Annotated in this window: 21 protein-coding genes; 15 read left to right on the top strand and 6 right to left on the bottom strand. The window is 72.2% G+C overall.

Translation table 11 applies throughout. From position 1 onward, the window contains the following. Nucleotides 1–192: 192 nt before the first annotated feature. Complete coding sequence (locus B4U46_RS15790; RefSeq protein ID WP_185117292.1) at nucleotides 193–1,317, bottom strand: DUF5937 family protein; 1,125 nt, start codon at nucleotides 1,315–1,317, stop codon at nucleotides 193–195. A gap of 177 nt (nucleotides 1,318–1,494) precedes the next feature. Between B4U46_RS15790 and B4U46_RS15785 the strand changes: the two genes are divergently transcribed. Further along, a complete protein-coding gene (locus tag B4U46_RS15785; RefSeq protein WP_079427997.1) occupies nucleotides 1,495–1,707 on the top strand; it encodes a hypothetical protein in 213 nt (70 codons plus the stop codon). Nucleotides 1,708–2,363: 656 nt separating this feature from the next. Here B4U46_RS15785 and B4U46_RS15775 read toward each other — a convergent pair. Both B4U46_RS15775 and B4U46_RS15770 read right to left on the bottom strand, forming a co-directional pair. After that, nucleotides 2,364–2,951 carry a hypothetical protein gene (locus B4U46_RS15775; RefSeq protein ID WP_123995743.1) on the bottom strand — a complete coding sequence of 196 codons (588 nt, stop codon included), beginning with the start codon at nucleotides 2,949–2,951 and terminating at the stop codon, nucleotides 2,364–2,366. A gap of 965 nt (nucleotides 2,952–3,916) precedes the next feature. After that, nucleotides 3,917–5,062: a threonine aldolase family protein gene (locus tag B4U46_RS15770; RefSeq protein WP_079431787.1), complete on the bottom strand. Its 1,146-nt coding sequence runs from the start codon at nucleotides 5,060–5,062 to the stop codon at nucleotides 3,917–3,919. A 221-nt stretch (nucleotides 5,063–5,283) separates the two neighbouring features. On the opposite strand from B4U46_RS15770, the gene B4U46_RS15765 reads away from it, so the two are divergent. The 12 genes from B4U46_RS15765 to B4U46_RS15715 all read left to right on the top strand — a co-directional run bounded on the left by B4U46_RS15765 (nucleotide 5,284) and on the right by B4U46_RS15715 (nucleotide 14,720). Next, complete coding sequence (locus B4U46_RS15765) at nucleotides 5,284–6,213, top strand: Rossmann-like and DUF2520 domain-containing protein (RefSeq protein ID WP_079427993.1); 930 nt, start codon at nucleotides 5,284–5,286, stop codon at nucleotides 6,211–6,213. Beyond that, nucleotides 6,210–7,217: a pantoate--beta-alanine ligase gene (gene panC, locus B4U46_RS15760; protein ID WP_079427991.1), complete on the top strand. Its 1,008-nt coding sequence runs from the start codon at nucleotides 6,210–6,212 to the stop codon at nucleotides 7,215–7,217. The genes B4U46_RS15765 and panC overlap by 4 nt, the downstream gene beginning before the upstream one ends. A 95-nt stretch (nucleotides 7,218–7,312) precedes the next feature. Continuing rightward, nucleotides 7,313–9,010, top strand: a complete 1,698-nt coding sequence (locus B4U46_RS15755) for an L-aspartate oxidase (RefSeq protein WP_079431786.1) — start codon at nucleotides 7,313–7,315, stop codon at nucleotides 9,008–9,010. Nucleotides 9,011–9,050: 40 nt separating this feature from the next. Continuing rightward, nucleotides 9,051–10,028 (top strand): carboxylating nicotinate-nucleotide diphosphorylase, encoded by a 978-nt coding sequence (nadC, locus tag B4U46_RS15750; protein WP_079427989.1) that lies wholly within the window; start codon nucleotides 9,051–9,053, stop codon nucleotides 10,026–10,028. Between the two features lie 3 nt (nucleotides 10,029–10,031). After that, a complete protein-coding gene (locus tag B4U46_RS15745; protein WP_079427987.1) occupies nucleotides 10,032–10,841 on the top strand; it encodes a type III pantothenate kinase in 810 nt (269 codons plus the stop codon). A gap of 202 nt (nucleotides 10,842–11,043) precedes the next feature. Then, the gene (locus B4U46_RS15740) at nucleotides 11,044–11,796 is read left to right on the top strand and encodes a GntR family transcriptional regulator (RefSeq protein ID WP_079427985.1); all 753 of its coding nucleotides are present in this window, start codon (nucleotides 11,044–11,046) and stop codon (nucleotides 11,794–11,796) included. A gap of 129 nt (nucleotides 11,797–11,925) precedes the next feature. Continuing rightward, the gene (locus B4U46_RS15735; RefSeq protein ID WP_079427983.1) at nucleotides 11,926–12,114 is read left to right on the top strand and encodes a DUF397 domain-containing protein; all 189 of its coding nucleotides are present in this window, start codon (nucleotides 11,926–11,928) and stop codon (nucleotides 12,112–12,114) included. A gap of 87 nt (nucleotides 12,115–12,201) precedes the next feature. Further along, nucleotides 12,202–12,936 carry a hypothetical protein gene (locus B4U46_RS15730; protein ID WP_079427981.1) on the top strand — a complete coding sequence of 245 codons (735 nt, stop codon included), beginning with the start codon at nucleotides 12,202–12,204 and terminating at the stop codon, nucleotides 12,934–12,936. Nucleotides 12,937–12,950: 14 nt separating this feature from the next. After that, entirely contained in the window at nucleotides 12,951–13,115 is a 165-nt protein-coding gene (locus B4U46_RS38045) for a hypothetical protein (RefSeq protein ID WP_167747589.1), read from the top strand. 79 nt (nucleotides 13,116–13,194) lie between these two features. Continuing rightward, nucleotides 13,195–13,677, top strand: a complete 483-nt coding sequence (locus B4U46_RS15725; protein WP_079427979.1) for a BlaI/MecI/CopY family transcriptional regulator — start codon at nucleotides 13,195–13,197, stop codon at nucleotides 13,675–13,677. Nucleotides 13,678–13,687: 10 nt separating this feature from the next. Then, complete coding sequence (locus B4U46_RS15720) at nucleotides 13,688–14,218, top strand: amino-acid N-acetyltransferase (protein ID WP_079427977.1); 531 nt, start codon at nucleotides 13,688–13,690, stop codon at nucleotides 14,216–14,218. Between the two features lie 163 nt (nucleotides 14,219–14,381). Next, the gene (locus B4U46_RS15715) at nucleotides 14,382–14,720 is read left to right on the top strand and encodes a histone-like nucleoid-structuring protein Lsr2 (RefSeq protein WP_079427975.1); all 339 of its coding nucleotides are present in this window, start codon (nucleotides 14,382–14,384) and stop codon (nucleotides 14,718–14,720) included. Here the strand turns inward: B4U46_RS15715 and B4U46_RS15710 are convergent. Beyond that, nucleotides 14,699–15,310, bottom strand: a complete 612-nt coding sequence (locus B4U46_RS15710) for an SCO3374 family protein (protein ID WP_079427973.1) — start codon at nucleotides 15,308–15,310, stop codon at nucleotides 14,699–14,701. The two genes, B4U46_RS15715 and B4U46_RS15710, sit on opposite strands and share 22 nt — an antisense overlap. Before the next feature lie 451 nt (nucleotides 15,311–15,761). On the opposite strand from B4U46_RS15710, the gene B4U46_RS15700 reads away from it, so the two are divergent. Both B4U46_RS15700 and B4U46_RS15695 read left to right on the top strand, forming a co-directional pair. Further along, nucleotides 15,762–18,287 carry an ATP-dependent Clp protease ATP-binding subunit gene (locus B4U46_RS15700; protein WP_079427971.1) on the top strand — a complete coding sequence of 842 codons (2,526 nt, stop codon included), beginning with the start codon at nucleotides 15,762–15,764 and terminating at the stop codon, nucleotides 18,285–18,287. 344 nt (nucleotides 18,288–18,631) lie between these two features. Next, on the top strand, nucleotides 18,632–19,252 hold the full coding sequence (locus B4U46_RS15695) for a M23 family metallopeptidase (RefSeq protein ID WP_079427969.1): 621 nt from the start codon (nucleotides 18,632–18,634) through the stop codon (nucleotides 19,250–19,252). Nucleotides 19,253–19,262: 10 nt separating this feature from the next. On the opposite strand, the gene B4U46_RS15690 is transcribed toward B4U46_RS15695, so the two are convergent. Together B4U46_RS15690 and cseC are read right to left on the bottom strand one after the other, a co-directional pair. Continuing rightward, on the bottom strand, nucleotides 19,263–20,351 hold the full coding sequence (locus B4U46_RS15690; protein WP_123995742.1) for a LamG-like jellyroll fold domain-containing protein: 1,089 nt from the start codon (nucleotides 20,349–20,351) through the stop codon (nucleotides 19,263–19,265). A 60-nt stretch (nucleotides 20,352–20,411) separates the two neighbouring features. Beyond that, the gene (gene cseC, locus B4U46_RS15685; RefSeq protein ID WP_079427965.1) at nucleotides 20,412–21,725 is read right to left on the bottom strand and encodes a two-component system sensor histidine kinase CseC; all 1,314 of its coding nucleotides are present in this window, start codon (nucleotides 21,723–21,725) and stop codon (nucleotides 20,412–20,414) included. Nucleotides 21,726–21,730: the final 5 nt, after the last annotated feature.

Here is a 21,730-nt window from a genome sequence, read left to right as displayed (position 1 = left end):
TGCGGGGTGGAGCGGCCTGCGGGGTGAGCGGTGGGGGCACGTTAGGCAGCAATCCGCCGCCGTCGCCAGGCTTTTCACTGCTTCCGGTTTGTGAAATCCGGATATCGGTCGGTCCGCGCCGACGGGTAACGGCGAAATCCGGCCACCGTCCGGACCCCGGACCGGGGGCGCCGGGAGGTCGGCGGCGGGAGGTCAGCGGAGGATGCCCTCGATGAGGTCGGGGCCTATCCGCGCGACCACGGACAGGTCCAACTGGTGCTGGACGTAGCGCCCCTGACGCCGGGTCTGCATCAGCCCCGCCCTCTTCAGGACGGCCAGGTGCCGGGAGACCTCCGGCGCGGATATCCCGTACACCCGGGCCAGCTCGCTGGTCGTGTACGGGGCCCGCGCCAGGCTGCGGCACAGCAGCATCCGCATGGGGTGCGCCAGCGCCTCCATCCGGCGCTGCACCAGCTCCACCGACGGCGGCTCCGAGGGCAGCTCCGGCGACTCCAGGGGGTAGTGGACCACCGGCATCCAGCCCGGTGCGTGCAGCACGAGCAGGTGCGGCCAGCCGAAGTTGGTCGGGACGAACAGCAGACCGTGGCCCACCTCCGGATCGGTGGCGGTGGCCTGGCCGTTGACCATCTTGTCGGCGGTGATCACCGTGTGCGCCTCGTCCACGCTCAGCGCCGAGGACACCTCCTTCAGCACGGCCGACAGCCCCCGGTGGCGCAGCACCTCCGTCTTGTGCCGGGCGTCCGCCGTCTGCCGCGGCTCGATCCGCCGCCAGGTCTCGGCGAAGAAGGCCTCGTCACAGTCCTCCAGCAGCCGCCTCAGCCAGACCCGCACGGACACGGGGTCGTCCAGCAGCCGCCGGGTGAACTCCAGCCGCCCCGGACCGCGCGCGGCCGCCGTCTCCAGCGCCTTGGCCCGGGCGCCGGCGTCCGTGAGCGGGGACGGGGCGCCGCCCTCGTTGTAGAGCGCCAGCCAGCAGTGCTCCAGCGCGGCCAGCACGAACCGCTCGTCGTCCAACCGGTCGAGGACGTCCAGCTCCTCGGCCAGGGTCGCCCCGGGGCGGCCGCTGCCGCCCGGGACACCGGCGAAGGCCATGAAGACGTCGGAGAAGGAACTGCGCCACATGAAATCGGCCTCAAGGAGCCGCTCGGCCAAGCAGGGGTCGAGCGAGGCCCTGGTCGTCCTCGTCCAGGAATGCAGCGCCGGATGGTGGGCGGGCTGCGAGAGCGCGTGCAGGGTCATGCAGAGCTCGGCGAGCGGGGAGGGCGCGAAGGCGATCCGCTCCACGGGGAGCCCGGCGATGTCGATGGTCACGCTCATCGCCCCATTCTGTCGGCCGCCACCCCCGCCCGGACCCCCGGGGTGGCCCCGCCGACACGCCCGACCCCGGGGCCGTCCGGGTGGCCGGGCGGGGGCTCCGCCGCAGGTGGGAGGCGTCGATTGACGCCTCGCGTCAATCGACGCGCGGACCGCGGCCGACGGGGTGAGGGTGGAGTCATGACCGCGATAGAGCAGTACCTCGTCGACACCTACCGCGCCTCCCAGCACGGCACCCCCATGCCCCCGCCCCCGGGCCGCGACGACCTGGCCGTCCTGCGCTCCCTGCGCACGGCGGCCCAGTTCGAAGCCGCCGTCGAGGGCGCCCCCACCACCCACCCCTGGCGCCACGCCCTGACCCGGCTGTTCGTCCACGGGACGCGGACGTGCTGAGGGGGTGGGGTGGGGGTGGGGGGCCGAGGCGCAGGGTCCCCGTGGGGCGGGAGCGGGGCGGCGGAGCGGGGGTGGGGAGGGCGGGGTCCCGGCGGGGCGGTCTCAGGGAGGGGTTGGGGCTTTTCCGTCAGTCTCATCGTCCTTCCGCGTCGGGCCACCCTGTCAAGGGCGCTCCTTCGTCGCGTCGCTTCGCGATCGCCTGCGGCGACCCTTGACAGGCCGTCCCGCCACGGAAAAACGAAGACTGCCGGGAAACCCCCAAAGGAACGGGACGGACGTTCATTGGACATGCGGCCGTATCAGCGACCCTTCGGGGTCGTCGGGGGCCGCCTCGCCAGGCATCCGGGCCGACAGGATTGCCATCCGGGGCCGTAATCCGCAACAGATCGCTACGCGCTCCTCCCGTCTCAGCGTCTACCAGCCGCCTGGGGCCGCTGCCCGCACCAAAGGCCGACAGGATCGTCATCCGGGGCCGGGGGGCGCCACAAATCGCTACGCGCTCCTCCCGTCCCGGCGTCTGACGGCCGTCTTGGGCTGATACCTGCACCAAATGACGAACAGGTCGGCATCCGGGCTTGCGGGCGCGCCAGATCGCTACGCGCTCCTCTCGTTCGGCGTCCGGCCGCCGTCTGGGGCCGATATCCGCACCCGACCGGCTAGTGGTGGCAGTAGAAGTCGATGGCTTTGCCGAAGGAGGCGGAGTACGCGTTCTTGTAGGCCTCTTCGGCCTTCTTCTGGGCCTCTGAATCGGCGGCAAGCCCATGAAGGTTCGGCGTCCGCGGTTCGGCTTTCGCGTCACAGGCACCGGACTTGGCCAGCTTCCTCCCCTGGGCCCAGCCCTCGTTGGTGCCGCGGGTCTGCTCGGAGAGGATCAGCTTCTGGTTGACGATGTCCTGGGCTTCCTGTCCACCCACGCAGTTCACGCGCGGACCACCTTGCTGGAAGGCGACGTATTTACCGGCCGGTACCTCGCCGGAGGTGAACGTACCGTCGTCGCCCACTGTGGCGGTGCCGCCGCCGTCGCCGTCGGTCTGGTCGAGGAAGACCTTTCCCTTGGCCTTTGCGAAGCCCCCGCCCGTGACCGTCGCTTTCGTCGCATCGCCCGCCTTGGCTTCGACGAAGCACTCCGAACCGGACGGACCCGCCGCCGGGGCGTTGACGGCCCGTGCGGCGGTGACCGGCCCGACGGCGAGTGAACAGGCCATGAGGGTGGTGCACAGGGTTCTACGGGTTCGCTGGTTCATCAGAATTCCTCACCTGAGGGGGAGGGATCGAGAGGGACTCGGACCACGCCCATGACGACCAGCCCAGGAGTCCCTACCCTCATGCTCTCCTGCCCGTCGAGACATGTCGACCGGGGGTGTGCGCAACAACTTGCCTGGTCAACCTCCTCGTCAGGCCCCCCTGTTCGTCATTGGGTGCGGATATCAGCCCCAGACGGCGGCCGGACGCCGAGACGAGAGGAGCGCGTAGCGATCTGTTGCGCCCGGGTGCCCCGGACACTGCTCTGTTCGTCTTCTGGTGCAGGCAACAGCCCCGGACGACCGGCAGCCGCCGGAATCTCGGCAGCGCGTAGCGATCTGGCGCGCCCGCAAGCCCGGATGCCGACCTGTTCGTCATTTGGTGCAGGTATCAGCCCAAGACGCCGTCGGACGCCGGGACGGGAGGAGCGCGTAGCGATTTGTGGCGCCCACCGGCCCCGGATGACGATTCTGTCGGCCTTTGGTGCGGGCAGCGGCCCCAGGCGGCTGGTAGACGCTGAGACGGGAGGAGCGCGTAGCGATCTGGCGCGGATTACGGCCCCGATTACGGTCGATGTCGGCCCGGATGCCCTGTCTGCCAGCCCCCGACGACCCCGAAGGGTCGCTGATACGGCCGCATGTCCAATGAACGTCCGTCCCGTTCCTTTGGGGGTTTCCCGGCAGTCTTCGTTTTTCCGTGGCGGGACGGCCTGTCAAGGGTCGCCGCAGGCGATCGCGAAGCGACGCGACGAAGGAGCGCCCTTGACAGGGCGGCCCGACGTGGAAGGACGATGAGACTGACGGGAAAGCCCCAACCCATCCCTGAGACCGCCGAGTGTGGTCCCGCCCTCCCCGCCCCCGGTCCGCCGGCCGTTGCCGGTCCGCGCGGACCCCGCCCGAGGCGGGTGGGCAGCCGCCGACCCGCCCCGGCCCCTCGCGGGGGCAAAAGCGGGCCCGCGCCCCACCCCCTACACCCGCGCCAAGAACCCCGCCACTGCCTCCCGGACGTCCTGCGGCGTCCACGCCAGCCCCGGCTGCGTCACCGTGACCTCCGTCATCGACAGGCCCGGCGCGACCCCCTCCGCGCTCCACCGCCCGAACAGGACCGTGCCCTCCTCCTCCGCCAGCCGTGTGCCCGCTTCGGTCAGGCGGTCCGGCTCGTGCGGGAGCCACACCTGGAACTGGTGCGTGTGCGGTACCCCGGGGTTGATCCGGAACCACGGCACCCCGGCCGCCTCGAAGCCCTCGCGCAGCGCTCCCGCGACCATCCGGGCCTGCTCGACGTACGCCGGGAGCCGGGGCAGCTCCCGGTCGAGGCCGGCCAGGGCCGACAGGGCCTGGGGGAACTGGCGGAAGATCTGGCCCCCGTACCGGTGGCGCCAGACGCGGGTCTCCTCCACGAAGCCGCGGGCCCCCGCCAGGCAGGCCCCGCTCAGGCCGCCCAGGGACTTGTAGAAGGACACGTAGACCGAGTCGGCCAGCCCGGCGATCTCCGCCAGGGGGCGGCCGAAGTGGACGGTGCACTCCCACAGCCGGGCCCCGTCGAAGTGGACCACCGCGTCCCGCTCCCGGGCGGCGTCCACGAGCCCCGTCAGCTCCTCCCACGAGGGCAGCAGGAACCCGGCGTCGCGCAGCGGCAGCTCCAGCATCAGCGTGCCGAAGGGCTCGGGGTGGTCCCGGACCTCCTCCGGCGTCGGCTGGCGCAGCTCCTCCACCGGGTGGACCGTGCGCAGCCCCGACACCGTCGACAGCGCGCCGCCCTCCCACCGCTCGGGGTGGCCCATCGGGTGCATCGCGACCACGGGGTTCCCGGTGCGGCCCGCCCAGCAGCGCAGGGCGATCTGCTGGGCCATCGTCCCCGTGGGGAAGAAGGCGGCGTCCTCGGTGCCCAGCAGGTCGGCGACCCGCCGCTCCAGCTCGGCGACGACCCCGTCCCCGTAGAGGTCGGCGGACGCGTCCATGTCGTACGGGGCGTCCGCCAGCTCCGCGAGCAGTTCCCCGACGGTCTCGGCCCGGGGGCTGCGCGTCAGCACCCGCGTGGCCGCCCGCCAGGCCTCCACGGCCCGCTTCGTCCGTTCCGCCGCCTCGTCGGCCGTGTCCGCCGTGTCCGCCATGTCCCCGACGCCCCCGTCTTCCTTCACGTCTTCGTCCGTCACACCATCCATCCCACGATCATGCCCCCCACCCCCCGGCCACCCCGAACCATTTACCCCGCACCCCGCACCCCGCACCCCGCACCCCCCAGGCCTGACCGGCGCCCTCCCGCCCCGAGGGCCTAGCATGGCGACGTATCGTCCGGTACCCCCCGCGGACTGGAACGGAAGGCATTCCCCGCGTGAACTCATCGCAGCAAGAGCGCCCCGCCCGGCTCTCCGTCGGAGTCGTCGGCGCCGGCCGCGTCGGGCCCGCGCTGGCCCGCGCCCTGCAGCAGGCCGGGCACCACCCCGTCGCCGTCTCCGGCGTGTCCGACGCCTCCCGGCGCCGGGCCGACCGGATGCTGCCCGGCGTCCCCCTCCTCACCCCCGCGCAGGTGCTGGAGCGGGCCGAGCTGGTGCTCCTCACCGTCCCCGACGACGCCCTGCCCGGGCTGGTCGAGGGCCTCGTCGCGACCGGGGCCGTGCGTCCCGGGCAGCTCCTCGTGCACACCTCCGGCCGGTACGGGACCGCCGTGCTCGACCCGGCGCGCCGTGCGGGCGCCCTGCCGCTGGCCCTGCACCCCGCGATGACCTTCACCGGTACCGAGGTGGACGTGCAGCGGCTGGCCGGCTGCTCCTTCGGCGTGACCGCCCCCGACGAGCTGCGGCTCGCCGCCGAAGCGCTGGTCATCGAGATGGGCGGGGAGCCCGAGTGGATCGCGGAGGAGAGCCGTCCGCTCTACCACGCGGCCCTCGCCCTGGGTGCGAACCACCTGGTCACCCTGGTCGCCCAGGCGATGGAGCTGCTGAGCACCGCCGGGGTCGAGCACCCCGACCGGATGCTCGGCCCGCTCCTCGGCGCCGCCCTGGACAACGCCCTGCGCTCCGGCGACGCCGCCCTGACCGGCCCCGTCGCCCGCGGTGACGCCGGCACCGTCGCCGCGCACGTCTCCGAGCTGCGCAAGTACGCCCCCGGCACCGTCGCCGGTTACCTCGCCATGGCCCGCATCACCGCCGACCGGGCCCTCGCGCACGGACTGCTCAAGCCCGAGCTCGCCGAGGACCTGCTCGGCGTCCTCGCCGACGACGGCACCACCGACACCGCCGATCCGAAGGGTGGGGAGCGATGACCGGCCCGCTCCAGCTGCTGAACACCGCCGAAGAGCTCCACAAGCTGCCGCGCACCGGCCGCCGTGCCGTCGTGATGACCATGGGCGCCCTGCACGAGGGCCACGCCACCCTGGTGCGCGCCGCGCGCGAGCAGGCCGGCCCCGACGGGCAGGTCGTGGTGACGGTCTTCGTCAACCCGCTCCAGTTCGGGGCGAACGAGGACCTCGACCGCTACCCGCGCACCCTCGACGCCGACCTGGTGATCGCCGAAGCCGCGGGCGCCGACGCCGTGTTCGCGCCCTCCGTGGAGGAGGTCTACCCGGGCGGCGACCCGCAGGTGCGGATCACCGCCGGGCCGATGGGCGAACGCCTGGAGGGCGCCACCCGCCCCGGCCACTTCGACGGCATGCTCACCGTCGTCGCCAAGCTGCTCCACCTCACCCGCCCCGACCTGGCCCTCTTCGGGCAGAAGGACGCCCAGCAGCTGGCGCTGATCCGGCGCATGGTGACCGACCTCAACTTCCCCGTCGAGGTGGTCGGCGTCCCCACCGTCCGCGAGGACGACGGGCTCGCCCTGTCCTCCCGCAACCGCTACCTCACCCCGGCCGAGCGCCCCGCCGCCCTCGCCCTCTCCCGCGCCCTGTTCGCCGGCCGCGACCGGCTCGCGGCGCAGGCCGCGCTGCGCGCCCGCGCCGAGGCCGCGCCCGCCAGCGACGAGCGGGCCACCGCCCTGGCCCGGCTGGGCGAGATCCGCGCCTCCGCCGACGCCCACGCCGTGTCGGCGGCCGTCACCGCCGGCAGCGGCCTGCCGGACGCCGTACGGGCCGCGGCCCGGCACGTCCTGGAGGAGGCGGCCCGCCACGACCCGCCGCTGGTCCTGGACTACCTGGCGCTGGTGGACCCGCAGGACTTCACCGACGTCGGCCCCGAGTTCACCGGACAGGCCGTGCTGGCCGTCGCGGCGAAGGTCGGCACGACCCGGCTGATCGACAACATCCCATTGGAGTTCGGAGCACACGCGTGAGCACCACAGGCACTCCCGGCAACCCAGGCACCCCCGGCAACCCAGGCACCCCGGGCAGCGCAGGCACCCCGGACGCCGCCGGCCCCGGCACCGGCATACGGCTGGACGCCCCCGCCCCCGGCTGGGCCGTCGACGCGGACGTCGTGGTCGTCGGATCCGGCGTCGCGGGCCTGACCGCCGCGCTGCGCTGCGCCGCCGCGGGCCGCCGTACGGTCGTGGTCACCAAGGCCCGCCTCGACGACGGATCGACCCGCTGGGCCCAGGGCGGCATCGCCGCCGCGCTCGGTGAGGGCGACACCCCCGAGCAGCACCTGGACGACACCCTGGTGGCCGGTGCGGGACTGTGCGACGAGAACGCCGTACGGCTCCTGGTCACCGAGGGCCCGGGCGCGGTGCGCCGGCTCATCGCGGCGGGGGCCGTCTTCGACACCTCCGCCGAGACCGGCGAGATCGAGCTGACCCGCGAGGGCGGCCACCACCGCCGCCGGATCGCGCACGCGGGCGGCGACGCCACCGGCGCCGAGATCTCCCGCGCCCTCGTGGAGGCCGTCCACGCCGCCGGCATAGAGACGGTCGAGAACGCGCTGGTCCTGGACCTGCTCCAGGACGCCGAGGGCCGCACGGCCGGCGTCACCCTGCACGTGATGGGCGAGGGCCAGCACGACGGCGTCGGCGCCGTCCACGCGCCCGCCGTGATCCTCGCGACCGGCGGCATGGGCCAGGTCTTCTCCGCGACCACCAACCCGTCCGTCTCCACCGGCGACGGCGTCGCCCTCGCGCTGCGCGCCGGCGCCGAGGTCTCCGACCTGGAGTTCGTCCAGTTCCACCCGACCGTCCTGTTCCTGGGCCCGGACGCGGAGGGCCAGCAGCCCCTGGTCTCGGAGGCCGTACGGGGCGAGGGCGCCCACCTCGTCGACGCCGACGGGGTCCGCTTCATGGTGGGCCAGCACGAGCTCGCCGAGCTCGCCCCGCGCGACATCGTGGCCAAGGGCATCATGCGCCGCATGCAGGAGCAGGACGCCCGGCACATGTACCTCGACGCCCGGCACTTCGGCGCCGAGATGTGGGAGAACCGCTTCCCCACCATCCTCGCCGCCTGCCGTTCCCACGGCATCGACCCGGTGACCGAGCCCATCCCGGTCGCGCCCGCCGCGCACTACGCCTCCGGCGGCGTCCGCACCGACCTGCACGGCCGCACCACCGTCCCGGGCCTGTACGCCTGCGGCGAGGTCGCCTGCACCGGCGTGCACGGAGCCAACCGCCTGGCCTCCAACTCCCTCCTGGAGGGCCTGGTCTTCGCCGAGCGGATCGCCGAGGACATCGTCTCCCGCGCCCCCGAGGGCAGCGGCCCGGGCATACCCGTGCCCGCGACCGGCCCGCTCCAGCCCGCGACGGCCCGCTACGAGATCCAGCGGATCATGTCCCAGGGCGCGGGCGTGCTGCGTTCCGCGGAGTCCCTGAGCGAGGCCTCCGAGGCCCTGGAGACCCTGTACACGACGGCCCTCGGCGAGCTGGAGACCCACGGCAAGACCGCCGAACCGGGCGTGGACACCTGGGAGGCGACCAACCTGCTCTGCGTGGCCCGCGTCCTGGTCGCCGCCGCCCAGCGGCGTGCCGAGACCCGCGGCTGCCACTGGCGCGAGGACCACCCCGACCGCGACGACGCCTGGCGCCGCCACCTGGTGGTGCGGCTCTCGGCGACGGAGCGCCGCGCGCTGGTCGTCACCCCTACCGACTCGGCGGACTTCCCGCCCGTGGACGCGGACGCCCCCTCCGGCGCCCGGCGCCCGTAGACGTTCCCCACGCCCACCCCTCAAGCCAGGAGCACCGACCGTGAGCACCCCCGAACTCCCCGAACTCCCCCTGATCGAGCAGAACGAAGGCGGCTGCGGCGACGACTGCGGCTGCGGCGAGGGAGAGGAGAGCGGCCTCGACCCGGCGCTCGCCCAGCTGCTCGCGGACGCGGGCCTCGACCCGATCGAGGTCGAGGACATCGCGCACATGGCGCTGTCCGAGGACCTGGACGGCGGTGTCGACGTCACCACCGCCGCCACCGTCCCCGAAGAGGCCGAGGCCGTCGCCGACTTCGTGGCCCGCGAGGCCGGGGTCGTGGCCGGGCTGCGGATCGCCGAGGCCGTGTTCTCCGTGGTCTGTACGGAGGCGTTCGAGGTGGAGCGGCACGCCGAGGACGGCGACCGCGTGGAGGCCGGGCAGCTGCTGCTGTCGGTCCGCGCCCGCACCCGCGACCTGCTGACGGCCGAGCGCAGCGCCCTGAACCTCCTGTGCCGCCTGTCCGGCATCGCGACGGCGACCCGCCGCTGGGCGGACGTGCTGGAGGGCACGAAGGCCAAGGTCCGCGACACCCGCAAGACCACCCCCGGCCTGCGCTCGCTGGAGAAGTACGCGGTCCGCTGCGGCGGCGGCGTCAACCACCGCATGTCCCTGTCGGACGCGGCGCTGGTCAAGGACAACCACGTGATCGCCGCCGGCGGCGTCGCCCAGGCCTTCAAGGCCGTCCGCGAGGCCTTCCCGGACCTGCCGGTCGAGGTCGAGGTCGACACCATGCACCAGGTCCGCGAGGTCGTCGACGCGGGCGCCGACCTGATCCTCCTGGACAACTTCACCGTCCCGGAGACCGAGGAGGCCGTCACCCTCGTGGCCGGCCGCGCCGCCCTGGAGTCCTCGGGCCGCCTCACCCTGGAGACCGCCCGCGCCTACGCCGAGACCGGCGTGGACTACCTGGCGGTGGGCGCGCTCACGCACTCCTCTCCGATCCTGGACATCGGCCTCGACCTGCGCGAGGCGGTGTAGCCGGTGCTGCTCACCATCGACGTGGGCAACACCCACACCGTCATGGGTCTGTTCGACGGCGAGGAGATCGTCGAGCACTGGCGGGTCTCGACCGACCCGCGCCGCACGGCCGACGAGATGGCCGTCCTGCTCCAGGGCCTGATGGGCATGCACCCGATGCTCGGCAGCGAGCTGGGCGACGGGATCCACGGCATCGCCATCTGCGCGACGGTCCCCTCCGTCCTGCACGAGCTGCGCGAGGTCACCCGCCGCTACTACGGCGACGTGCCGTCGGTGCTGGTGGAGCCCGGCGTCAAGACGGGCGTGCCCATTCTGATGGACAACCCCAAGGAGGTCGGCGCGGACCGCATCGTCAACGCGGTCGCGGCCGTCGAGCTGTACGGGGGACCGGCGATCGTCGTCGACATGGGGACGGCGACCACCTTCGACGCGATCTCGGTGCGCGGCGAGTACGTGGGCGGGGTGATCTCCCCGGGCATCGAGATCTCGATGGAGGCGCTCGGGATGCGCGGCGCGCAGCTGCGCAAGATCGAGCTGGCCCGGCCGCGCAACGTGATCGGCAAGTCCACGGTCGAGGCGATGCAGTCGGGCGTGGTCTACGGGTTCGCGGGCCAGGTCGACGGGATCGTGCACCGCATGGCCCGGGACCTGGTGGGCCCGGACGGCGACCCGGACGACGTCCGGGTGATCGCCACCGGCGGGCTGGCCCCGATCGTCCTCGGCGAGACCACGGTGATCGACGAGCACGAGCCCTGGCTGACCCTGATCGGCCTGCGGCTGGTGTACGAGCGCAACGCGCCCAACTTCGACTGAGCGCACGGGACTCCGCCCGCCGCGCCCTGCCCGGGGTGCGGCGGGCGGAGTGCTGTTCGGGCCCAACCGCCCCTCCGCGTACGGGAGTCGTCCGTACCCACCGTCATTCCGAATCCTCAGCTCCGAGCTGATCGGTTAGCTTGTCGGCGTCGGACGCACACGCTCCCGAGCGGCACGGTCGAGACGGCAGAGGACGGCCCGGATGCCCCGTGAATCACCGTACTTGCAGGTGGTCGAAGCCCTTCGGGCCCGCATCGAGGCGGGCGAGTGGAAGATCGGAGACCGGCTCCCCTCCCGCGCCCGCTTCGCCGAGGAGTACGGGGTCGGCCAGGGCGTCACCCAGCGGGCGATGGAGCAGCTGATCATCGAGGGGTTCCTGGAGGGCCGCGCCGGCTCCGGCACCTACGTGCGCACCCCGCGCCGCCGCATGCGGATGCTCCGCACCCGCCGCCGGGTCCCCGGCTCCGGCAACACCTTCCGCTCCGAGGCCGCCGCGCACGGCATCGCCGCCTCCTGGGACTCCCGGACCCACCCCCAGGTCCCCGCGCCCGAGCGGATCGCCGCCCGCCTGGCCATCGAACCCGGCGCGCCCTGCGTGATGACCCGCTACGAGTTCATGGCCGACGGCAGTCCCGCCGAGCTCTCCGAGTCCTGGGAGCCCCTCGCGATCACCTCCGGGACGCCGGTCGTGCTGCCCGAGGTCGGCGAGATGCGCGGCGCCGGGGTCGTGGCGCGGATGCGTTCCATCGGCATCACGGTCACCTCCGTCGTGGAGGTGCCGCGCCCCGCCCGCGCCAACCAGGACCAGGCCAACCTGCTCGGGATCAGCCTCGGCTCGATGATCACCCGGATCGAGCGGACCTACATCGATTCCGACGGCCGGCCGGTGGAGACCGCCGACCTCGTGATCCCCGACTCCCGCTACGAGATCGCCTACGCCTTCCCGGTCGAGTGACGGCCCGTGACGGCGGAGTGATATTTATCAGCCGTGTTTTTTTACGGGAAGTGGCCGGAGTGTGACTCAGACGAAGGTAGCGTCCCGCTGGAGAGGCAACGTGACCTCGTCCACAACGGAGGAGACACCATGACGAACGCCCCGACCGAGTGGCGCAAATCGTCGTACTGCGGCGAGGGGGAGGCCTGCGTCTACGTGGCGGCGGCCCCCGGCACCCTCGTACGGGTGGCCGACCGGGCCGACCCCGCGCACTTCGTGATGGCCACCACCCACGCCGCCTGGGCCGATTTCGTCGAGGCCGTGAAGGAGACGGGCTGATCCCGGCGGGGCCCGCGGCGCGCGCACGCCGCGCCGCACCTTCCCGCCATCAGGGGATTTTGTCCGATTAGCGCGTATCTTCGGCGCATGCCCACGCCCTACGGATCCCGCGGCGGCATGGCCTTCAGCGCCGCCGAGCTGCTCGTGCTCAGGCGGAGCCTCGCCCACGCCCTCCAGTCCTCCACGGCCCCGCTGACGGCCGCCGAGGTCCAGGACTGCCTGCGCCTCGCGGCGTCGGTGGACGAAGCGGTCCGGGAGGCGGGACGGCTCAGAGCCTTCCTGCTCGACGACCTCGCCCGCTACCGCAGAGCCCTGCCCGGGAGCCTGTCGGGCTACCTGGAACTGCTCCAGGACGCCCTCGCCGCCGGGTACGAGCCGGACCCCGACGACCTCTCCGCCCTGCGCGCCCTGCGGGCCAACCCGGTCGCCGCCGCCGTGCTGGAACGGGCCCAGGGCGTCGCGGGGCGCTCCGTACGGCGCCGGCTCGCGGCCGCTGCCCCCGCGCCCCGCACCCGCCTGCTCGCCCTGGCCGGCGGCCGCGGGGAGCCGGCCGCCGCCGCACCGCGCCCCGAGCGGCCCGGCCCCGAGCCCGCGCCGACGGGGCCGTCCCGGAAGGACGCGTCGCCGAAGGAGCCCGCACCGAGAGAGCCGTCGCCGAAGGGCCCCTCACCGAAGGAGCCCGCGCCGAGGACCCCCGACCCGAAGGCCCCCTCGCCGAAGGAGCCCCCGCGGCCCGGACGGCCCGTGCCCACCCCGGGGGAGGTCTTCCCGCCCCGCCGGGGGCCCGCCGCGCCCCCGGCGGCCGGCCGCGAGGCGGTGTAGCTACGCTGGGGGGCATGGACTACGTTTCCGCGCTCGTGCCCCCCATCGTGATGGCCACGTTCTTCATCTTCCTCGTGAGGACGATCGTGAAGAGCCAGGGCGGCGCCAACAAGGCCAAGGAAGACGCGGCCGTGGACGCCGTGCTCGCCCGCGCCGAAGCGGGACAGCCGCAGAAGTAGGACCGCCGCCCGGGTATTGGCCGCGCGTTGCACCACGAATAGTCGGGCAATTCCGCCCATTCCGCACTATCGTGCTGCTGTGCCTCGCCCCTTGGGAGAACTCGAAGACGCAGTCATGACGCGGGTGTGGCAGTGGAACCGCCCGGTCACCGTTCGGGAAGTCCTGGAAGACCTCCAGCAGGAACGGTCCATCGCGTACACCACGGTCATGACCGTTATGGACAATCTCCATCAGAAGGGCTGGGTCCGCCGGGAAGCGGAAGGCCGCGCCTATCGATATACGGCGGTCTCCACCCGCGCCGCCTACTCGGCCGCACTGATGAACGAAGCCTGGTCGACGAGCGACAACCCCGCGGCCGCCCTCGTCGCCTTCTTCGGCATGATGTCCCCGGAACAGCGCGAGGCCCTCCGCGACGCCGTACGCATCGTCCAGCACGACGAGCCCGAGCCCCCGGCCGCCGCCGACGCCCCCGCGCCCCCCGCCGCCGGCCCGGGCACGGCCCCCTCCGCTCCCGGGGAAGAAGGGGGTTCCGGCGCGCGCCGGAGCGAGCCGGGGCGATAGCGTCCGGCCTATGGGAGAGCTTTCCACCACAGACGCGAAAACAGTGACCATCCGCCGCGCGCGCACCGGAGATGTTCCGGCCCTGCGCCGCCTGCTGGACCAGTACGTGCAGCAGCGGATCCTCCTCGACAAAGCCCCGGTCGTCCTTTACGAGGACATCCAGGAGTTCTGGGTCGCGGAACGCCTCTCCGACGGCCAGGTGGTGGGCTGCGGAGCTCTCCACGTCATGTGGGAAGACCTCGCCGAAGTGCGCACGCTCGCGGTCGACCTCGACCTGAAGGGCGCCGGAGTCGGGCACCAGCTGCTCGCCAAGTTGTTGGAGACCGCCCGCCGGGTCGGGGTGAGCCGGGTATTCTGCCTGACCTTCGAAGTCGACTTCTTCGCGAAGCACGGGTTCGTCGAGATCGGCGAGACCGCCGTGGAGACCGATGTCTACATGGAGCTCCTGCGTTCCTATGACGAGGGAGTCGCCGAGTTCCTCGGTCTCGAACGAGTGAAGCCGAACACCTTGGGCAACAGCCGGATGCTGCTGCACCTCTGATCGGTCGCGAGGGCTATTCCAGGCCGCAGCCGCCCGTGGCCTATGTCCGAATCGCGTACGTTTCCCGCCTTGTTGAGCTCCTGAACCTCTCCCGGGGGTTTGTGTTTTCCACGCAAAAGCGGTTTCCTTTCCGCGTACTGCATTTTCGATGAAAGGAAATCCGGTGGCACAGAAGGTTCAGGTCCTTCTTGTCGACGACCTCGACGGTGGCGAGGCGGACGAGACCGTGACGTTCGCTCTGGATGGCAAGACCTACGAGATCGACCTCACCACCGCGAACGCCGAAAAGCTCCGCGGGCTGCTCGACCCGTACACCAAGGGCGGCCGCCGCACCGGTGGACGCGCCTCCGCCGGCCGCGTCAAGGGCCGCGCCGCGGCCTCGGCCGGCAACCCCGACACCGCCGAGATCCGCGCGTGGGCCAAGGAGAACGGCTACAACGTGAACGACCGCGGCCGCGTCCCCGCGGACATCCGCGAGGCCTACGAGAAGGCCAAGGGCTGACGCGTACGCCGCCACAGGCGGGCGCGGTGGCATTCCGTCGCCGCCGCGGCCACCAGGCGTACGAGGTCGGGCCCGCCGGACCCCCCGGGTCCGGCCCCGGCGCCCCGCCCCGGACCCGGCAGGGCCGGCAGCGAGGCCTCGCACCCCAGCTCGGGGGGCCGCAGCCACACGGCGGCCCTCCCGGGATCCCCTCCCGGCTCGCGCCCGGGCGGCACGGGGGCGGTGATCCCGCCCCCCGCACCCAGGGCGGTGAGCTCCAGCGCCACCCCGCCCCACTCCAGCCAGTCGAGCAGCCCCTCCAGCTCGTCGGCGGCCCCCGGGGCGACCAGGAAGCGCATCCTGCGCCCCTCCAGCGCCACCGGACCGGTGGCCAGGCCGGGGCGGCGCAGCAGCCCGGCCCCGGCCTCCGCCGGAAGCTCCAGCACGTCGAACCGGACCCCGGTGACCAGCCGCACGGGCGGCCCGGCCACCGTGGCCCAGCCGAGCACCCGCTCGTACCAGGTACGGGTGTCCGCGCGTAAAGCCCGGGCGTCCGTCCCGGAAGGAGCGCGGGGCGGGGGAACGGCGTTCACGGTGTTGACGACGGCCATGAACGGATGAACTCCGGGCACCGCCACCGGGTTACGGAGTGCACCCGAATCAATGCGGAACGTAAACATCCGTGGAGCGGAGTCCCACATTCGGGACACAAGCGTGTTCGCCCGTAGCGGAGGGAACCGTGCTGACCGGCATGGAGTGTCAGTCCTTACGGGTAAGACATTCCTAGTGGATCGGGGCGACACGCTGATTTGAGCGGCTTCCGTTCGCCATCGGCGTACACGTGTGACGGGTATCTGCCTGGCCTGCGGGAACATCGTCTCGCACCATCAGGTTGGAGCAGTAGTCGGCTCTTACAGCCGGTTTTCCTCACCGACGTGGGGGTGAGCCGTGGACGGATGTCGGCAGTTGGAATGAGCTGTCCCGTCCCGCGGGACTAGCATGCGGAAGGACAGGGCGGGGACCGACCCCGAACTGCCCGACCGCTCTGAGGAGCGATAAACGATGTTCGAGAGGTTCACCGACCGCGCGCGGCGGGTTGTCGTCCTGGCTCAGGAAGAAGCCCGGATGCTCAACCACAACTACATCGGCACCGAGCACATCCTCCTGGGCTTGATCCACGAGGGTGAGGGTGTCGCCGCTAAGGCCCTGGAGAGCCTCGGGATTTCGCTCGAGGCTGTTCGCCAGCAGGTTGAGGAGATCATCGGCCAGGGCCAGCAGGCCCCGTCCGGCCACATCCCCTTCACGCCGCGGGCGAAGAAGGTCCTGGAGCTTTCGCTCCGAGAGGCCCTCCAGCTCGGCCACAACTACATCGGCACCGAGCACATCCTGCTCGGCCTGATCCGCGAGGGCGAGGGCGTCGCCGCCCAGGTCCTCGTGAAGCTGGGCGCCGATCTGAACAGGGTCCGGCAGCAGGTCATCCAGCTGCTCTCCGGCTACACCGGGGGCGGCAAGGAGTCGGCCACCGCAGGCGGCCCGGCCGAGGGCACCCCCTCGACCTCGCTGGTCCTCGACCAGTTCGGCCGCAACCTCACCCAGGCTGCCCGCGAATCCAAGCTCGACCCGGTCATCGGGCGCGAGAAGGAGATCGAGCGGGTCATGCAGGTGCTGTCCCGCCGGACCAAGAACAACCCGGTCCTCATCGGCGAGCCCGGCGTCGGCAAGACCGCCGTCGTCGAGGGGCTGGCCCAGGCCATCGTCAAGGGCGAGGTGCCCGAGACCCTCAAGGACAAGCACCTGTACACCCTCGACCTGGGTGCACTGGTCGCCGGTTCCCGCTACCGCGGTGACTTCGAGGAGCGCCTGAAGAAGGTCCTCAAGGAGATCCGCACCCGCGGCGACATCATCCTGTTCATCGACGAGCTCCACACGCTGGTCGGTGCGGGCGCCGCCGAGGGCGCGATCGACGCGGCTTCGATCCTGAAGCCCATGCTGGCCCGTGGTGAGCTCCAGACCATCGGTGCCACGACGCTCGACGAGTACCGCAAGCACCTGGAGAAGGACGCCGCGCTGGAGCGCCGCTTCCAGCCGATCCAGGTCGCGGAGCCGTCGCTGCCGCACACCATCGAGATCCTCAAGGGTCTCCGTGACCGGTACGAGGCCCACCACCGCGTGTCGATCACGGACGAGGCCCTGGTGCAGGCCGCCACGCTGGCCGACCGGTACATCTCGGACCGCTTCCTGCCGGACAAGGCGATCGACCTGATCGACGAGGCCGGCTCCCGGATGCGCATCCGCCGGATGACCGCGCCGCCGGACCTGCGCGAGTTCGACGAGAAGATCGCGGCCGTGCGCCGCGACAAGGAGTCGGCCATCGACTCCCAGGACTTCGAGAAGGCGGCTTCGCTCCGTGATTCGGAGAAGCAGCTGCTCGCCGCGAAGTCCAAGCGCGAGAAGGAGTGGAAGGCCGGCGACATGGACGTCGTCGCCGAGGTCGACGGCGAGCTCATCGCCGAGGTCCTGGCGACCGCGACCGGCATTCCCGTCTTCAAGCTGACCGAGGAGGAGTCCTCGCGACTGCTCCGCATGGAAGACGAGCTCCACAAGCGCGTCATCGGGCAGAAGGACGCCATCAAGGCCCTTTCGCAGGCGATCCGCCGTACGCGGGCCGGCCTGAAGGACCCGAAGCGCCCCGGCGGCTCGTTCATCTTCGCCGGCCCGTCCGGTGTCGGTAAGACCGAGCTGTCGAAGACCCTCGCCGAATTCCTCTTCGGTGACGAGGACGCGCTGATCTCCCTCGACATGTCGGAGTTCAGCGAGAAGCACACGGTTTCGCGTCTCTTCGGTTCGCCCCCCGGCTACGTGGGCTACGAAGAGGGCGGCCAGCTGACCGAGAAGGTCCGCCGGAAGCCGTTCTCCGTCGTCCTCTTCGACGAGGTCGAGAAGGCGCACCCGGATATCTTCAATTCGCTGCTGCAGATCCTGGAGGACGGTCGCCTGACCGACTCCCAGGGACGGGTGGTCGACTTCAAGAACACGGTCATCATCATGACGACCAACCTGGGTACGCGGGACATCTCCAAGGGCTTCAACCTGGGCTTCGCCGCCCAGGGCGATGTCAAGACCGGTTACGACCGGATGAAGGCGAAGGTCAACGAAGAGCTCAAGCAGCACTTCCGGCCTGAGTTCCTCAACCGCGTCGACGACACGGTCGTCTTCCACCAGCTCAGCCAGGAAGACATCATCCAGATCGTCGACCTGATGATCGCCAAGGTGGACGAGCGCCTCAAGGACCGCGACATGGGCATCGAGCTCAGCGGTGAGGCGAAGCTGCTCCTGGCCAAGCGCGGCTACGACCCGATCATGGGTGCCCGCCCGCTGCGCCGGACCATCCAGCGCGAGATCGAGGACCTGCTGTCGGAGAAGATCCTCTTCGGCGAGCTGCGCCCCGGTCACATCGTGGTGGTCGGTGTCGAGGGTGAGGGTGAGGAAGCCAAGTTCACCTTCCGCGGCGAGGAGAAGTCGGCCCTGCCCGACCTCCCCCCGATTGAGGCCACGGGCTCGGGCCCGGACCTGTCGAAGGGCGCGTAACGCGTCAGCGGAAGCCGTAGCTGCACGCGAAGGGGCGGCCCCGGGACCATTCGGTTCCGGGGCCGCCCCTTTGGCGTCGTGACAAGCCGCACAGAACAAAACGGACCTACTATCCGCCGCCGTAGGGGTTGGTGCCCCTTTTGTCCCCGCATTGGGCCTGGATGGGGGCCGTCAACGGGGGGCCGGAAGGCTCATGCGGCTACGAGGGGGCGTAGTAAATCGGACGTTTGGGGAAGGGTGGGGGCGCGGGTTACCAAGGTGGGGCAAGCCCGGCAGTCGCGGCGCAGGCCGCAGTGCCGGGATCTTTCTTGCCCGCATCCTGTCCCCGGCCCCGGAGGTCCCGCATGTCCGCGAAGCGCGTCAGCACCCGTCGTACCCGTACCGCCCTCGCCGCCACCGCCCTCGGTGCGGCGCTGGCCCTCGGGGCCGGGACGACCGCCGCCTTCGCCGACGAGGCCCCCACCGCCCTGTCCGCCACCGCCGAGCTGACCGCCGTCCAGGCGCAGGCCCAGGCCCAGGCCGCCCAGGCCGCCGCCGGGAAGGCCGGGCTCTGGGACAAGCCCGTCGAGAGCTACACGCTCTCCGCGACCTTCGGCAAGGGCGGCAGCATGTGGGCCCACAAGCACTCCGGCCAGGACTTCGCCGTCCCCGTCGGCACCCCCGTGCACGCCGCCTCCGCCGGCACCGTCGTCAAGGCCGGCCCCAACGGCGGCGGCGACGGTCCGGCCTACGGCAACGCCATCGTGATCAAGCACGCGGACAACACGTACTCCCAGTACGCGCACCTGTCGAAGATCCTGGTCACGATCGGCCAGAAGGTCTCCGTCGACCAGAAGATCGCCCTGTCCGGCAACACCGGCAACTCCAGCGGTCCGCACCTGCACTTCGAGATCCGCACGACGCCGGACTACGGCTCCGCGATCAACCCCGTGGCCTTCCTGCGGACCGTCGGCGTCACCGTCTGACCCCCCTGGCTCAGACGAGCCAGGCGTGGGTCGGCTTGATCTTGCCGAGCTTGTTGGTCTTCACGACCGTGAGCTGCTCCTGGTTCAGGACCTGGTCGAAGACCCGGATGTGGTCGAGGGCCCCCTCCCACGACGCGCTCCAGATCCCGTGGTGGCGGGCCCGGCCCAGCTGGAGCGGGCCGGGGCCGGCCCAGATGCCGGAGACCTGCGCCTGGCCGGCCTGCTTGTCGTCCACCCACAGCGCGATGGTCTTCTTCTCCGCGTCGTAGGTCCCCGTCAGCAGCGCCCACTTCTTCGTGGTGTCCACGTTGTCCACGACGACCTGCTGGGCCGTGGCCGCCTGGCCCTTGTCGCCGGTCTGCACCCGGAACACCCAGGCCTTCTTGCCGTTCACCACCTCGAAGCCCAGCTCGAACGAGTACGAGTCCCCGTCGCCCTGGCTGATCGCCATGTGTGAGCCGCCCTCGGTGGTGTTGTAGACGCGGGTGGAGACGCTGAAGCTCTTCGTGACGTCCACGGCCGCCTCGGCGCCCTGCGCGTACGAGTCCGGCGCGCCCTTGAAGCGGACCTCGGTGCGCATGGACAGTTCGCCCAGCGAGGCGCCCGGGCCCAGGGCGATGCCCGTCTTGCCGTTGTAGTCGCGCAGGACGTTCGGCTCGCCGGGGAGGGTCGGGTAGTCGTCGTCGGGGTTGTGGGTCGGGGACTTCGCCCCGCCCGAGGGGGTGGGGGAGCCCGAGGAGGAGGCCGCCGGCTTGTCCGGCTTGTCACCGCCCTGCAGTACGAAGAACGTCGCGCCCCCCGCCACCAGCAGCACGGCGAGCACCCCGCCGCCGATGGTGAGCATCCGGCGCTTCTTGCGCTGCGACTCGGAGGCGTCGGCCATCGCCTGCCAGTCCGGGGTGGGGCCGGCGGCGAAGGTCTCCGGTATCGGGGGCGGGAACGTTTCCCCGGCGGTGGGCGGCGGCCCGAAGCCCTGCCCCGGCTGCCCCGGCACGGGCTCCGGCTGGTAGGGGTTGGACGGCCCGGGCTGGGGATAGCCGTACCCGCCGGAGGCGGGGCCGGGCTGGGGGCTGTCAGGGCGATCCGTACCGTCAGTCATGGCACGGATGCTAGAACATCACCGCGAACCCGGAAGCCCCCGGACCGACACTGCCGGGGGTCAGCCCGGGAGCTGGACGATCGGGAAGCTGCCCGTCGTCGTCGGGGCGTGTTCCGGGAGCCACAGGACCGCCACCGCCCCGGCCGCCGCCCCCTCGGTGTCCGCGCCGCCCGGGGCCGCGACGTTGCGGAAGGTGAGGCGGGCGCCCAGGACGCGGGCCTGCCCCTCGGCGATGGTCAGGCCGAGCCCGTGCCCGACCCCCGCCCGGTCCGTCGAACCGGTGCGGAACCGGCTCGGGCCCTCGCGCAGCAGGGCCTCGGGGAAGCCCGGCCCGTGGTCCCGGACGCGGACGACGCGGCCCTCGACGTCGACCTGGATCGGCGCCTGCCCGTACCGCGCGGCGTTGGCCAGCAGGTTGCCGAGGATCCGCTCCAGGCGGCGCGGGTCGGTGCTGACGATCTCGTCCGCGACCACCCGTACCGAGGCCTCCGGCATCAGCGCCGTCACCCGGCGGTTGACGAACTCGCCCAGCGCCACCTCCTGCAGCTCGGCACGCTCGGACGCGCCGTCCAGCCGGGCCACCTCCAGGACGTCCTCGACCAGGGCCCGCATCGCCTGCGCCCGGTCGCGCACCAGCTCCGTCGGCCTCCCCGGCGGCAGCAGCTCCGCGGCGGTGAGCAGCCCCGTCACCGGGGTGCGCAGTTCGTGCGCGATGTCGGCGGTGACCCGCCGCTCGGCCTCCAGCCGCTGCTGGAGGGCGTCGGCCATGGCGTCCACCGCCCGGGCGAGGTCGTCCGTCTCGTCGCGCACGACGCCGCCCACCGCGTCCCGCACGCGGACCTCGGGGTCGCCGTGCGCCACCCGCTGGGCGGCGGCCGCGGCCTTGCGCAGCCGGCTGGAGATCTGCCCGCCGATGAGCACGCCGAGGGCCGAGCCGCCGATCACGACGGCGAGGGAGCCGATGACGAGGGCCCGGTCCAGGTCGCGCACCATGTTGGCGCTCTCGCGGAACTCGTGGTGCATGGAGAGCACCTGCCCGTTGCCGAGGGGTACGGCCGCCCACACCTCGGGGGCCCGCTTGGGGGCCTCCTGGATGTAGGTGCCGCGCCGCCCCGAGCGGGCCTTCTCGCGCAGTTGGGCGGGGAGGTCGGGGTCGTTGAGCTTGGCGCCCCAGATGGGCTTGCGGCCGGCGTCGGGGGTGCGGGCGATGTACTGCACCCGTTCCAGCTCGGAGTCGCGGGCGCTCTCCAGCATCGACACGCGGGCGGCGCTGTGCACCACCAGGCTCAGGGCGAGCGCGGTGAGGGCGCCGACGGCGGCGATGGCGAGCGTGATCTTCCAGCGGATCCCCGTGCGCAGGGTGAAACGCCTCATGCTGT

The sequence above is a fragment of the Streptomyces katrae genome (assembly GCF_002028425.1).
In the GTDB taxonomy this organism is placed as follows: domain Bacteria; phylum Actinomycetota; class Actinomycetes; order Streptomycetales; family Streptomycetaceae; genus Streptomyces; species Streptomyces katrae_A.
This window is presented reverse-complemented; position numbering and strand designations above follow the sequence as displayed.

Bases quoted from the DNA above. Each gene is read 5' to 3' on its own strand.
- B4U46_RS15790 (WP_185117292.1), bottom strand. From the start codon at position 1,317: ATGAGCGTGACCATCGACATCGCCGGGCTCCCCGTGGAGCGGATCGCC.
- B4U46_RS15785 (WP_079427997.1), top strand. From the start codon at position 1,495: ATGACCGCGATAGAGCAGTACCTCGTCGACACCTACCGCGCCTCCCAG.
- B4U46_RS15775 (WP_123995743.1), bottom strand. From the start codon at position 2,951: ATGAACCAGCGAACCCGTAGAACCCTGTGCACCACCCTCATGGCCTGT.
- B4U46_RS15770 (WP_079431787.1), bottom strand. From the start codon at position 5,062: ATGGCGGACACGGCGGACACGGCCGACGAGGCGGCGGAACGGACGAAG.
- panC (WP_079427991.1), top strand. From the start codon at position 6,210: ATGACCGGCCCGCTCCAGCTGCTGAACACCGCCGAAGAGCTCCACAAG.
- B4U46_RS15740 (WP_079427985.1), top strand. From the start codon at position 11,044: ATGCCCCGTGAATCACCGTACTTGCAGGTGGTCGAAGCCCTTCGGGCC.
- B4U46_RS15735 (WP_079427983.1), top strand. From the start codon at position 11,926: ATGACGAACGCCCCGACCGAGTGGCGCAAATCGTCGTACTGCGGCGAG.
- B4U46_RS15730 (WP_079427981.1), top strand. From the start codon at position 12,202: ATGCCCACGCCCTACGGATCCCGCGGCGGCATGGCCTTCAGCGCCGCC.
- B4U46_RS38045 (WP_167747589.1), top strand. From the start codon at position 12,951: ATGGACTACGTTTCCGCGCTCGTGCCCCCCATCGTGATGGCCACGTTC.
- B4U46_RS15720 (WP_079427977.1), top strand. From the start codon at position 13,688: ATGGGAGAGCTTTCCACCACAGACGCGAAAACAGTGACCATCCGCCGC.
- B4U46_RS15710 (WP_079427973.1), bottom strand. From the start codon at position 15,310: ATGGCCGTCGTCAACACCGTGAACGCCGTTCCCCCGCCCCGCGCTCCT.
- B4U46_RS15700 (WP_079427971.1), top strand. From the start codon at position 15,762: ATGTTCGAGAGGTTCACCGACCGCGCGCGGCGGGTTGTCGTCCTGGCT.
- B4U46_RS15695 (WP_079427969.1), top strand. From the start codon at position 18,632: ATGTCCGCGAAGCGCGTCAGCACCCGTCGTACCCGTACCGCCCTCGCC.
- B4U46_RS15690 (WP_123995742.1), bottom strand. From the start codon at position 20,351: ATGACTGACGGTACGGATCGCCCTGACAGCCCCCAGCCCGGCCCCGCC.
- cseC (WP_079427965.1), bottom strand. From the start codon at position 21,725: ATGAGGCGTTTCACCCTGCGCACGGGGATCCGCTGGAAGATCACGCTC.